The 12,272-nt window shown below is 61.2% G+C and carries 10 protein-coding genes; 5 read left to right on the top strand and 5 right to left on the bottom strand.

What is annotated here, in order from left to right:
• Positions 1–46: 46 nt before the first annotated feature.
• A complete protein-coding gene (locus AC1RBR_RS04940) occupies positions 47–1,546 on the bottom strand; it encodes an efflux transporter outer membrane subunit (RefSeq protein ID WP_492563250.1) in 1,500 nt (499 codons plus the stop codon).
• Between the two features lie 283 nt (positions 1,547–1,829).
• Here AC1RBR_RS04940 and AC1RBR_RS04935 point away from each other — a divergent pair, with 283 nt between their 5' ends.
• The 4 genes from AC1RBR_RS04935 (at position 1,830) to AC1RBR_RS04920 (ending at position 5,882) form a co-directional block, all read left to right on the top strand.
• Positions 1,830–2,798 (top strand): LysR family transcriptional regulator, encoded by a 969-nt coding sequence (locus AC1RBR_RS04935; RefSeq protein ID WP_027610909.1) that lies wholly within the window; start codon positions 1,830–1,832, stop codon positions 2,796–2,798.
• Between the two features lie 382 nt (positions 2,799–3,180).
• Complete coding sequence (locus tag AC1RBR_RS04930; RefSeq protein WP_492563248.1) at positions 3,181–3,555, top strand: DUF6124 family protein; 375 nt, start codon at positions 3,181–3,183, stop codon at positions 3,553–3,555.
• A gap of 694 nt (positions 3,556–4,249) precedes the next feature.
• Positions 4,250–5,224 carry a 2-hydroxyacid dehydrogenase gene (locus AC1RBR_RS04925; RefSeq protein WP_492563246.1) on the top strand — a complete coding sequence of 325 codons (975 nt, stop codon included), beginning with the start codon at positions 4,250–4,252 and terminating at the stop codon, positions 5,222–5,224.
• A gap of 148 nt (positions 5,225–5,372) precedes the next feature.
• Entirely contained in the window at positions 5,373–5,882 is a 510-nt protein-coding gene (locus AC1RBR_RS04920; RefSeq protein ID WP_492563244.1) for a DUF2165 family protein, read from the top strand.
• Positions 5,883–5,901: 19 nt separating this feature from the next.
• On the opposite strand, the gene AC1RBR_RS04915 is transcribed toward AC1RBR_RS04920, so the two are convergent.
• A complete protein-coding gene (locus AC1RBR_RS04915; RefSeq protein ID WP_492563243.1) occupies positions 5,902–6,804 on the bottom strand; it encodes a DMT family transporter in 903 nt (300 codons plus the stop codon).
• Between the two features lie 252 nt (positions 6,805–7,056).
• Between AC1RBR_RS04915 and AC1RBR_RS04910 the strand changes: the two genes are divergently transcribed.
• On the top strand, positions 7,057–7,932 hold the full coding sequence (locus AC1RBR_RS04910; RefSeq protein WP_492563241.1) for a helix-turn-helix domain-containing protein: 876 nt from the start codon (positions 7,057–7,059) through the stop codon (positions 7,930–7,932).
• Between the two features lie 142 nt (positions 7,933–8,074).
• Here AC1RBR_RS04910 and AC1RBR_RS04905 read toward each other — a convergent pair whose 3' ends face one another.
• The 3 genes from AC1RBR_RS04905 to AC1RBR_RS04895 all read right to left on the bottom strand — a co-directional run bounded on the left by AC1RBR_RS04905 (position 8,075) and on the right by AC1RBR_RS04895 (position 12,271).
• Positions 8,075–10,504: a TonB-dependent siderophore receptor gene (locus tag AC1RBR_RS04905; protein ID WP_492563239.1), complete on the bottom strand. Its 2,430-nt coding sequence runs from the start codon at positions 10,502–10,504 to the stop codon at positions 8,075–8,077.
• A gap of 214 nt (positions 10,505–10,718) precedes the next feature.
• Complete coding sequence (locus AC1RBR_RS04900; RefSeq protein WP_492563237.1) at positions 10,719–11,708, bottom strand: FecR family protein; 990 nt, start codon at positions 11,706–11,708, stop codon at positions 10,719–10,721.
• Positions 11,705–12,271, bottom strand: a complete 567-nt coding sequence (locus AC1RBR_RS04895) for an RNA polymerase sigma factor (protein WP_003221797.1) — start codon at positions 12,269–12,271, stop codon at positions 11,705–11,707. The genes AC1RBR_RS04900 and AC1RBR_RS04895 overlap by 4 nt, the downstream gene beginning before the upstream one ends.
• Position 12,272: the final 1 nt, after the last annotated feature.

The following is a 12,272-nucleotide window of genomic DNA, read 5'->3' as shown; positions in this document are numbered from 1 at the left end:
AGCAAGCTCCCTCGCCACAGATTTGCGCATACCGTCGGGATTGTGTTCACCGCAGGAGGGCCGGGGTTTTCGGGGCTGCCGTTTGCTCGGCAGTGGGCACATCATTGCCAGCCCCGAGGCCGCCACCCAGCGCCGTCACCAGCTCGGCATGCGCACTCAAGCGCGCCGCCTGCACCTGCTGCTGCACCTGCTGTTGCTTGAACAGCAAGGTCTGCGCATTGAGCACGTTGAGGTAATCGGTGAGGCCGCGCTGATAGGCGATCATCGCGATGTCGTAGGTCTTCTGCGCGGTGGCCACCGACTCGGCGGCGAAGGCTTGCTGTTTGTCCATCGACTCGCGGCGGATCAACTGGTCGGAGATGTTCTTCAGTGCATTGACCAGCGTCTGGTTGTAATGCGCCACGGCGATGTCATACCCGGCGGACGCTTCGCCCAATTCGCTGCGCAAACGTCCACCGTCGAAGATCGGCAATGAGATCGCCGGGCCGACGTTGTAGTTGAGTTTCTTGCCGGTCAAAAACTCTAGCGCACCGCCGCCGGTGGCCATGTAGCCGAGGCTGCCGACCAGATCGACGTTGGGATAAAACCCGGCGTGCGCCACATCGATGCCGCGTGCCTGCGCTGCCACTTGCCAGCGACTGGCGACCACGTCCGGGCGCTGACCGAGCAATTCGGCAGGCAATGCCGACGGCAGTTTCAACGCAGCACCCAGCGCCAGAGTCGGCCGCTGCAACTGCGCCCCGGCGCCCGGGCCTTTGCCCGCCAGCGCGGCGATCTGGTTACGGCTCAGGGCGATTTCTTCGTCCAGCGCATCCAGTTGCCGATGGGTCTCCGGCAACGGCGTTTCGGCCTGACTGACTTCAAAGTGCGTGCCGATGCCGCCGTCCAGACGCTTCTGCGCCAGATCCAAAATCTGCTGTTGCTGCTTGAGGGTCGCGGCGACGATGTCGCGCTGGGCGTAATGCAGCGACAGCTCGATGTAGGCGCGCACGATATTGTTCTGCAATTCCAGCTGCGCCAGCCGCGCTTCGGCGGCGCTCATGTGCGCCAGATCCACCGCGCGTTCGCTGGCATTGCTTTCCCGGCCCCAGAGGTCGAGGGCGTAGCTGAAACCCAGCGCGGCGTTGTTGTCCCAGGTGGTGGTGTTGGCCAACTCGCCCGGGCCGTAGAACTGGTCGGTCGGCCAGTTGTGGCGTTTGAGCGTCGACTCGCCATTGATCTGCAACGACTCGGCGGCCTCGGCGACACCGGCCAGCGCCTTGGCCTGACGCACCCGCGCCGCGGCCATGGCCATGCTCGGGCTGCCCTGCACGGCGAGGTCGATCCAGTGATTGAGTTGCGGATCGCCGTAGGCTTGCCACCATTGTGCGGTGGGCCAATTGGCGTCTTTGGCGGCGTGAGCAATCGCGTCGTCAGTGGCCAGTGCGTCGGCTTCCAATGCCTTGCTATGCGGGGAAATTCCTTGCGTTGAGATGCAGCCGCTGAGACCCAGGGTAAAAGCCAGAACACTGAGCGGCAAAAGCGCTCTGTTGATGCGACGCGGCACAGCTGCGAATTCCTGAAAGAGGATAAGGCGGGGGCGTGTTCCCTCTGTAGGAGCTGCCGAAGGCTGCGATCTTTCGACCTTGATTCCCTTAAAACAAAATCAAAAGATCGCAGCCTTCGGCAGCTCCTACATGGGAACGGCGCAATTCTATGGAACGCCCTGTGTGGCGATAAGCTGGGATTCCTGTGAATCTTTGTTACCGTTAACGAGATAATCCCTTGGTCGGGGGTCTCAGCCCCTGAAACTTCGTGTCACAATTTGCCATCTCCCTTGAGAGCACCCCATGGACACATTGCAAAACATGCGCGCCTTCAGTTGTGTGGCCGAAGCCGGCAGCTTCACCGCTGCCGCCGTGCAACTCGACACCACCACGGCCAACGTCTCGCGCGCGGTCTCCAACCTGGAAGCCCACCTGCAAACCCGCCTGCTCAATCGCACGACCCGGCGCATCGCCCTGACCGAGGCCGGCAAGCGCTACCTGCTGCGCTGCGAACAGATCCTGGCCTATGTCGAAGAAGCCGAAGCCGAGGCCAGCCAGGCCCACGCCCGCCCCGCCGGCCAGCTGAAAGTGCACACCATGACCGGCATCGGCCAGCACTTCGTGATCGACGCCATCGCCCGCTACCGCAAGACCCACCCGGACGTGACCTTCGACCTGACCATGGCTAACCGCGTGCCGGACCTGCTCGACGAGGGCTACGACGTGTCCATCGTGCTGGCCAGCGAACTGCCGGACTCGGGCTTCGTCTCGCAACGCCTGGGCATCACCTACAGCATCGTCTGCGCCTCCCCGGCCTACGTGAAAGCCAACGGCTGCGCGCAAAAACCCGCAGACCTGCTGAACCACGCCTGCCTGCGCCTCGTCAGCCCGGTGATCCCCCTGGAAAAATGGGCCTTCAACGGCCCGGACGGCCAGGAAATGGTCACCATCAACAGCTCGCCGTTCCTGGTGAACTCCGCCGACGCAATGAAAGCCGCGATCATCAGCGGCATGGGTGTCGGCGTCCTGCCGGTCTACGCCGCCATCGAAGGCCTGCGCAACGGCACGCTGGTACGGATGATGCCGAACTACCGCTCGCAGGAACTCAACCTGTACGCGATCTACCCGTCGCGGCAGTACCTGGATGCGAAGATCAAGACCTGGGTCGAGTATCTGCGCGGGTCACTGCCGGAGATATTGGCGGCGCATCAGGCGGAACTGGCCGCTTATGAGTTGAGTGGGAGCCTCGCCGGAGCCCGCGTCGCCAACTGATTTTCAACACACAGTGTTCACTGTAGGAGCTGCCGCAGGCTGCGGTCTTTTGCCCTTGATGTTTAAAAATCAAAAGATCGCAGCCTACGGCAGCTCCTACAAAAGCGGTGATTTGAAGGGAGTTTTCCGACAGGTTTTGACGGTTGTGGCTCGGAAGTTGGGTGGATAGGCTCAGGAGGTCGTTGACGAATCAACGACCGGACTTGGTCGTCCGGGTTTAGAATGGCGCACTTTTCAAGCTTGCTTAATGGCGAGCTGTGCGTGGGAGGGCCCTGGCCCTGCCGGGTTTCCATTCCCTGGTCGACCAACCTGCGTACGGTTCGCCACCCTATTGCTTGGTCGCAGTACGTGGCGAACTTCACATCCCGAATGGAGTTCCACCATGATCAAACCCACACCCAATCCGCCCCAAGCCGAAAGCACCTCTCCCTACGAATCCCTCGATTCAAAAAAGCTCCACGACGCCGCCGAGCGTGCACTCGACCATTACCTGAAACCTTCCGCCGCCGCTGTGAGATTCCACAAACCCAGCAGCATGTTCCAGGTCGCCCCCGACATGGACAACGAAAGCCTGCTGGTTCACGCCTGCGAATCACTGGCCCAAGCCAGCCTCATGACCAGCGACATCGCTGCATATATCGACATCCCGCAGCGTCGAACGATTCTGGCGATTCAGCAAATCATCATGCTGGCCGAGCTGGCGGTGAATCGGGTGCTGGATAATGTGGAATTGAGCCAATCTGCAGCACACAGCTGAGCCATTGTGAGAGCGGGCTTGCACGCGAAGGCGTCAGCACTTCCAACACTTTCGGTGACTGACACACCGCTTTCGCGAGCAAGCCCGCTCCCACAGGGGGATTGGGTCAGTCAGTTGGAAACTGGTCGGCTACTAGGCCGCCATCGCGAGCAGGCTCACTCCTACAGTGGGATTGGGTGAGTCAGTTAGATCCAGGTCGGCTGTCAGGCCGCCTTCGCGAGCAGGCTCACTCCTACGGAAAAGCAAAACAGTCCAGACAGACCGCATGCTTTTCACCACTCAAATGGCCGAGTGTCAGCTCGCCGAAAGCTCTTGATCTTGCCGTGCCGGCCCCATCGGCAGGCTGAGAGGAGGGGTTTATCCGGGGGTAGGCGCGTAGCGCCATGCGGCGAAGCCGCATACATCGAGAGGAGGTGCAGCGAAGCAAACCGGAGGCGATGCCCCCGGATGAACCCCGCAACGAAGGAACCCGAGCCACGGCGAGGGCCGTACGCCGGGGCCAAGACCTTTGCTTCCTTTGGGGCGTTTGCCAAAGGGAGTCGCTGTAAGAGCGAAACCGCCAGCAGCAGCACCCGAAGCAACGGATATGTCCCCCATCAACCCAAAGCATGGTCGGCCCAGAGGCCGCCAAGACAACCCAAAACAGAAATGTTAGCTTGCTTGGCAATAAAGCCCAGAAGCCGAGCCCATAGCGATGAAAAAAACAGTCCTGGCCTTCAGCCGCATCACCCCACCCATGATCGAACGCCTGCAACAAGAGTTCGACGTCATCGTCCCCAACCCCAAGAACGGCGACATCAACGCCCAATTCAACGAGGCCCTCCCCCACGCTCACGGCCTCATCGGCGTAGGCCGCAAACTCGGCAAAGCCCAACTCGAAACCGCCACAAAACTCGAAGTGGTCTCCAGCGTCTCCGTCGGCTACGACAACTACGACCTCGACTACTTCAACAAACGCGGAATCATGCTCACCAACACCCCGGACGTGCTCACCGAAAGCACCGCCGACCTCGCCTTCGCCCTGATCATGAGCAGTGCCCGCCGCGTCGCCGAACTCGACGCCTGGACCAAGGCCGGCCAATGGCAAGCCAGCGTCGGCGCACCGTTGTTCGGCTGTGACGTCCACGGTAAAACCCTGGGCATCGTCGGCATGGGCAACATCGGCGCCGCCGTCGCCCGCCGTGGCCACTTCGGCTTCAACATGCCAATCCTCTACAGCGGCAACAGCCGCAAGACCGAACTGGAACAGCAACTCGGTGCGCAGTTCCGCAGCCTTGACCAACTGCTGGCCGAAGCCGACTTCGTCTGCCTGGTAGTGCCGCTCAGCGACAAGACCCGACACCTGATCAGCCACCGCGAACTGGCGCTGATGAAGCCTGGTGCGATTCTGGTCAACATCTCCCGTGGCCCGGTGGTCGACGAGCCGGCGCTGATCGAAGCGCTGCAGAACAATCGCATCCGTGGCGCCGGTCTGGACGTCTACGAGAAAGAACCACTGGCTGAATCGCCGCTGTTCCAGTTGAAAAATGCTGTGACATTGCCGCACATCGGCTCCGCCACGAATGAAACCCGCGAAGCCATGGCCAATCGTGCACTGGCCAATCTGCGCAGTGCGCTGCTCGGCGAACGTCCGCAGGACCTGGTCAATCCGCAAGTCTGGCGCGGATAAAAAATGACGGGCAAGTGCAGAACCGCACTTGCCCGTTAGTTGCCGCCCTACACAACTTGAAATTGAACAACAAAGCCAATTAAACAACAGCATTATAAGCTCTGCCTGGCAATCGAATGATCGACCACTGCTATGGAGAGCTAATCCCGTGACCAACCTGACGACCGACAAAGTTATTCGCTACAGCAAAGTTATATTGATGGCTTACATCAGCTTCTTTGGTGTGCTGGTGATGATTCATAACTTTACCGACTATGACTCGAACTACACCTACGTGGCTCATATCCTGAGCATGGACACCACCACCGCCAGTGAGTCCATAAAGTACCGAGCCATCGATTCACCGATGATTCATCACCGGATCTATTGGTTCATCATCACGCTGGAAGTGACGTATACGACGTTGTGCCTGATAGGCACCTATCAACTCTATCGGCACATCAACGCGTCTGCAGAGGTATTCCACGAGGCAAAAAAGTTCTCGATCATGGGCATACTGGCGGCAATCTTCATTTATTACGTGTGCCTGCAAACCGTAGGTGTGGAATGGTTTGACATGGACACCTCACAATCATGGAATGCCAAGGACTGGGCCCGGCATATCATTGACTTCATACTCCCGGTGATGATTTACATCACCTTGAAAGTCGAGCGCTGATGTTCAGCGATCGTTTGTTTCATACCAACTTCCCCCGCACCGGCGCCACCAGCGCTTTCGGCTTACGAAACACCAACACATTACCCAGCATCACCAACACCAGCCCGAGCAACGCCGGTGCCGTCCACTGATAACCTTCAGCAAACGCCGACACGTTCAGCGCCACCACCGGGAACAGCACGGTGCAATACGCCGCACGTTCCGGCCCCATACGCCCGACCAGCGTCAGGTACGCGGTGAAGCCGATCACCGAGCCGGGGATCACCAGATACAATAACGCCCCGACGTAACGTGGCGACCACTCCATGTCGAACGCAATGCCGTTGACCAGACACCACGCCGACAACATCGCCGCACCATACGCCATGCCCCAGGCGTTGGTGGTCAAGGGTTTCAAGCCTGCCTTCTGCTGCAGGCTCGACAGCATATTGCCCGCCGAAAAACACAAGGTGCCGCACAGCGCCAGGCCAAGACCAAGCAACGTTTCGGGGCTGGCGTGATGGCCGGCCAGTTCCGGCCAGAACAGCATTCCCAGACCGAACAGGCCGAGCGCCCCGCCCATCAAAACATTGCGCGCGATGCGCTGACCGAAGAACACCCGGGCATTGAGCGCATTCCACAAAGTGGCCGTGGAAAACACCACCGCCACCAGCCCGCTGGGAATCCACTGGCTGGCAGTCAGAAAGCACATGAAGTTGACGCAGAACAGGCACAGCCCCTGCGCCACACAGATCAGATGGCCGCGCCGATTCATCGGTTGCAGCCGCCGACTGAGCAGCAACAACACGAACAGCACCAGCGCGGCGAGACCGAAGCGATAAACGATCGACACCGGGATCGCGACCACGCCCAGTTGCCATTTCAGGGCAATCCAGGTGGTGCCCCAGATCAGCACGGTCAGCAGATACAGCGAAAGGTTCATGACAAAACTCCTGAGAACACCTGGCACTCTGTGGCGAGCGAGCTTGCTCGCGCATGGGTACAGGACTCACTGATGGGGCCGCTGCGCAGCCCGGCGGGAGCAAGCTCGCTCGCCACAGGTTTGCGTTTAATCGCGATTCAGGGTGGGGCAGCAAGGATCGGGGCGCTTGCAAAATCTTGCGCTTTTGTCGCCCGGCAGGTCGGCAGCGCGAAGGCTACGGAGTAGGATGCAAGGCGTTGGAGAGAAACGAATATGGCCGCTATCGATACCCTGCAAGTTTTCCAAGCCCTCAACCGCTCGCCGAATGCACGCCTGGTGCACAGCGCCGAGCTCGGTGACGGCTTGTCTGCGGCCCTGTGGACCAACCACCACGATGCCCGGGAATACGAAGCGCCGAGCCACCACACCCTTTCCTGCTACATCGCCGGTGGCACGGGTACCTTTCGCCGTGGCCAACCGGGACACAAGGGCGGACCGGACAAGCTGTGCATCTTGCCGACGGATCACGAATCCGGCTGGGTGATCAACGGCGATATCCGCCTCGCTCATCTGTATTTCAGTGCCGAGCAGTTTGCGTTGGGGTGTGTCACCTTGCTTGATCGCGAGCCGCGAGAGATGCAGTTGCGCGAGCAGACCTTTCTGGAAGATCCGCAGCAGGCCCGACGCTTTCGCCAGTTGCTGACGCTGAACTGGGACGAACCTGCCGAACGCTTGCTGACCAGCAGCATTGCCCACGAATTGATCAGCCATACCCTGCTCAGCCAGGTCGGCGCCCGTCAGGGTTTGCGCCTCAAGGGCGGACTGGCGCCCCATCAGCGGCGGCAACTGGTCGAGTTCATCGACAATCAGTTGGCCGAGCCGATCAGCCTCGGGCAACTGGCCGGGCTGTGTGCGCTGTCGGAATACCACTTTGCGCGGATGTTTCGCGTGAGCTTCGGCCTGCCGCCGCATCAGTACGTGCTGGCGCGGCGCTTGAACCGGGCGCGGGAATTGTTGTGTGGCACGGCGTTGCCGCTGGGGGAGATTGCACTGGCGTGCGGGTTTACCAGTGCCAGTCATTTCACCAACCGGTTTCGGCAGGTATTGGGTGGGACGCCAGGGGAATATCGGCAGGCGTTTGTGCGTTAGATCCGAGATGTTTATTGCCTGATCGGGCCGCTTCGCGAGCAAGCCCGCTCCCACAGGGTTCAGAGTGAACTCAGATTGTGTGAATAACACCATCCAATGTGGGAGCGGGCTTGCTCGCGAAGAACGATGACGCGGTCCCCGATCAGAACTCCAGCGTGCTCGACAACGAAATCTGCCGCGAATCGCCCATCGACACAAAGAACCGGCTCGCCGCCGAGGTGTAGTAGGTGCGGTCGAACAGGTTCTTCACGTTGAGCTGGAACTTGACCTTCTGCCCTTCTAGTTTGGTGTCGTAAGTGGCAAACGCATCGGCCACGGTGTAGCTCGGCAGGTCGAAATCATTCACCGCGTTACCCGCCCGCTCGCCGACATAGCGCGCCCCGGCACCGACTCGCAGTTGATCGCCGCCAATCACGCTGCCGAAGTCATACACCGCCGACAATGAGCCGCTGTTCTTCGCCACGTTTTGCAAGCGATTGCCTTTGTAGTCCGGGTCTTCGGTGACCTCGGCATCGGTGTAGGCATAGGCGCCGATCAGGCTCCAGCGATCAGTCAACTGGCCGGTCAGGTCCAGTTCCAGACCCCGGGAACGCACTTCGCCAGCCGCGCTGTAAATGGTGGTCGGGCCTTCAGAATTGGAGACCAGCACGTTGCGCTTCTTGATGTCGAACAGCGCGATATTGCCGGTGATGCGCCCCGGCATATCCAGACGCGCACCCAGTTCCCACGACTTGGCTTCTTCCGGCGCGATGCTGCCGTCGAGCACGGTGCTGCTGCCGCTGAGCGGGGCGATGGTCGAGTTGGGTTTGAACGATTCGGTGTAGCTGCCGTAGAACGACAACTCGTCGGTGTAGCGATACACCAGCCCCGCGCGAGGCACGAATTTCTGCCCGTTGCTGTCGGTGTTGGCCTTGAACGGCACGCCTTTGCCGGCGTACTGGTCGTACTCCTGGAAGCGCCCGCCGGCGACCAGAATCCACTGATCGTTGAGGTGGATGGAGTCCTGCAGGAACACCGAATCACTGCGCAGCAGATCGGTCTGCGCACTGTCCGCCGGACTGACTGTGGTGCCTTCGACTTCACGGCCGTAGACCGGATTGACATAGCTGAAGGTGCTCAGGCTTTTCTGGCGGATCAGGTCGGCGCGGTAGATCTTGCGGTACTCGTCGTCGACGCCGAACACCAGGTCATGTTGCATGCCCAACAGGTTGACCTTGCCCTCAAGGCTGGCGGTGGTGAAGCGGTCGGTGCTGATCGCGCCTTGCGTGCCGTCCATGCTGCGGGTCAGCGTGCCTTTTTTGGTGTCGATGGCGGTCACGCGCACTTGGCTGGCGTCGTAGGTTTCGCGGTTCCAGCTGTAGCCGAAGTGGGCCTTCCAGTCGTCGTTGAGTTCGTGGTCGGCCTCGAAATGGTACAGATCCGAGCGGCCTTCCATGTCGTTGAACGGCTCGTCCAGACGCTCGTTGCGCGAGATGTCCAGCGGATGGTTGGTGCGCGGATCGATCACCGTGCCACGGTCGAACGGGGTGAGGAATTCGCGATGCTCGTAGCCGAACGACAGCTTGGTGCGCTCGCCGAACCAGGCCAGAGACGGCGCGATCAGCGTCTCGCGATGGGTGCCGTAGTTGCGCCAGTAATCTTCGTCTTCATGGTCCAGCACCAGCCGGTAGGCCAGCCCGGATTCACCCAGCGCACCGGTGCTGTCGAAGGTGCCGCCGCTGCCATTTTTGCCGTCGCCGTAAGTCGAGCCACGCAGGGTCAGCGCATTGTATTGGGTCAGTTCCGGTTTCTTGCTGACCAGGTTGACCACGCCGCCCGGATCCTGAATGCCGTACAACAACGAGGCCGGGCCCTTGAGCACTTCGACGCGATCGACCGTCGCGTTCATGCCACGGCCCTGCACGATCGGCATCCCGTCGCGCATGATCGAGCCGTTGCGGTTGTCGCCAAAGCCGCGGGTCATCACCGAGTCCTGAGTGCTGCCCAAGGTGTTGCCCTGGGTGATGCCGCTGACGTTGGCCAACGCATCGTCGAGATTGCGCGGGGCCTGATCGCGAATGACCTGGGCCGGGATCACGTTGACGGTCTGCGGGATTTCCTGCAGCGAAGCCGAGGAGCGCATCACCGAACTGGTCTGCGGCGGCTGATAGCTCATCGATTCGTCACGTATCGAAGTGATGGTGGTCGCGCCGAGATTGAGTGCGCCTGCGCTGGGTTGCGGTTCCAGCGCGAGGGTGTGGCTGTCGGTACGGCGGAAGGTCATGCCGGAGCCGCTGAGCAGGCGTTGCAGCGCCTGTTCGGCGCTCATCTGGCCACTGACCGCCGGGGCGTTGAGGCCGTACGGCGCTTCATCGGTGTAGACCACGCTTTGTCCGGTGACGCGGCTGAAATCGCTCAGGGCCTGGGGCAGCGGTTTGGCGCTCAGGGAAAAATTGAACTGCTTCTGCGTCGGGCTGCTGACGGTTTCGGCGGCGAGCGCCACGCTCATCGGCAACAGCGCCAATGCGCAAAAACTCAATGCCGAAACCCCCAACCACTGTTTGACCGAACCCGATTTTGCCCTGGACTTCATTGCTCAATGACCTGTGTAGAACCGCAACGGATGCGAATGGCTCGCAGTTTCAGTCACTACACGGATGGGGCTGTGGTTTACCTCACCACTCATTTGAAAATATTTTTCGAGAGCAGTGTCGGTAGTTCTGACGCCTTCGCGAGCAAGCCCGCTCCCACAGGGGGAACGCATTCCAAATGTAGGAGTGAGCCTGCTCGCGATGGCGCCGGCAGGCTCAGCGCAAAATAATCAGATGCCCCAGCACCTGATGCTGCTCAAACCCCATCACCCCTTGCAGGGAACTGAGCACCGCCTGCGGATCCTTGCTCGGAAAACTGCCGCTGACCTTGCGCGCTGCCAGTTCATCGTTGAGCACAACAATCCGTCCTGGGTAATAGCGCCGCAGATCCTCCACCACGTCGGCCAGCGACGCCTTGTAGTAATTCAGCCAGCCTTGACGCCAGGCCAGTTGCGCCTCGCTGTCCACCGCGTGCAGTTTTTCTGCACTGCCCTGCCCGTAAGCCACTTGCTGGCCGGCGGTCAGAATCTGCTGTTGCGCGTTGCGACCCGCCGTCACGCCAACGCGCCCGGACAGCACCGTGACTTGCGCACCACCGGGCTGCAGACGCACTTCGAACTGCGTGCCGAGCACCCGCGCCTCGCCCTTCTCCGCCTCGACCACGAAGGGCTCGCCGGTGTGCGTGACACTGAAAAAACCGGCGCCACGGCGCAGTTGCACATGCCGCTCGCCCTGACTGAAATCCACCGCGATGGCGCTGTCGGCATCCAGCGTGACTTGCGATTGATCGGCCAGGGTCACGGTGCGGATCTCGCCCGGTGCCGAAACGTAATCGGCACCCAGATCATCGATCCAGCGCTGCGGCTGCCAGCCCGTGCCGAGGCTGATCATCAGCATCAGACACGCGGCCATCGCCAGCGCGCCCGACCAACGCAGCAGCGGTAAACGACGCGGACGATCCATCGCATTCAGGTAGCCCTGCAACGCCAACGCCTCTTCATCGGCCAGGATGCGCGCCGGGCTTTCGCTCAACTCCCAGAGCACTTGCGCCTGGGCATAGGCCTCGGCGTGGGCCGGGTCGGCGCGCAGCCATTGGCTGAAGGTCTGTTGATCGCCGGTGCTGGGGCGGTCGTGCAGCAGGCTCAGCCAAGCGAGCGCGGCCTGCTCCTGAGCAGGCGTCGGGGTGACGCGGTCGGTGACTTTCACGGTGCTTTCCCTGGCAGGCGTGGCGCGGGTTCGCGCAGGCTGGCCTTGCAGGCCTCGAGGGCGCGCATCATATGTTTTTCCACGGCGCTTTGGGACAGGCCCATGGCCTTGGCGATGTCTGCGTATTTGCGGCCGTGGATGCGATTGAGCAAAAAGATCTGCCGGGTGCGCTCGGGCAAGGCACGCAACGCCGCCTCGACATGGCGCAGATCATTGCCCGCTTCGAGCGCGGCTTGCGGTTCGCTGCCGTGGCTGTCCGGCGCATCCGGTTGCCAGCCCTCATTGACCCGCACGCGCGTGCCCTCGCTGCGCAAGTGGTCGATGGCGATGTTGCCGGCGCAGCGCAAAAGGTAGGTGCTGAGTTCTTCAACTTGCACCAGCGGCCGCCGCCAGAAACGCAGGAACAGATCCTGCACCAGATCCGCCGCCGTGGCCCGGCAACCGACGCGCCGGTTCACCAGCGCTTCCATCTGCGAGCGCTGTGACAGGAACACCTGGAGAAAATGCGCACGCGCGCCATGGGGTTCGTCGTCGCGGGATTCCGGAGGATGACCGATCAGCATG

The organism is Pseudomonas sp. GW823-FHT01D03, from assembly GCF_058798255.1.
Note: the sequence above shows the minus strand (reverse complement) of the source record. Positions and strands in the feature narration are given on the sequence as shown.

What these genes read in the sequence shown, in the direction of transcription:
- AC1RBR_RS04915 (WP_492563243.1), bottom strand. Translation starts at nt 6,804, where the DNA reads ATGAACCTTTCGCTGTATCTGCTGACCGTGCTGATCTGGGGCACCACC.
- AC1RBR_RS04930 (WP_492563248.1), top strand. Translation starts at nt 3,181, where the DNA reads ATGATCAAACCCACACCCAATCCGCCCCAAGCCGAAAGCACCTCTCCC.
- AC1RBR_RS04895 (WP_003221797.1), bottom strand. Translation starts at nt 12,271, where the DNA reads ATGCTGATCGGTCATCCTCCGGAATCCCGCGACGACGAACCCCATGGC.
- AC1RBR_RS04925 (WP_492563246.1), top strand. Translation starts at nt 4,250, where the DNA reads ATGAAAAAAACAGTCCTGGCCTTCAGCCGCATCACCCCACCCATGATC.
- AC1RBR_RS04910 (WP_492563241.1), top strand. Translation starts at nt 7,057, where the DNA reads ATGGCCGCTATCGATACCCTGCAAGTTTTCCAAGCCCTCAACCGCTCG.
- AC1RBR_RS04905 (WP_492563239.1), bottom strand. Translation starts at nt 10,504, where the DNA reads ATGAAGTCCAGGGCAAAATCGGGTTCGGTCAAACAGTGGTTGGGGGTT.
- AC1RBR_RS04935 (WP_027610909.1), top strand. Translation starts at nt 1,830, where the DNA reads ATGGACACATTGCAAAACATGCGCGCCTTCAGTTGTGTGGCCGAAGCC.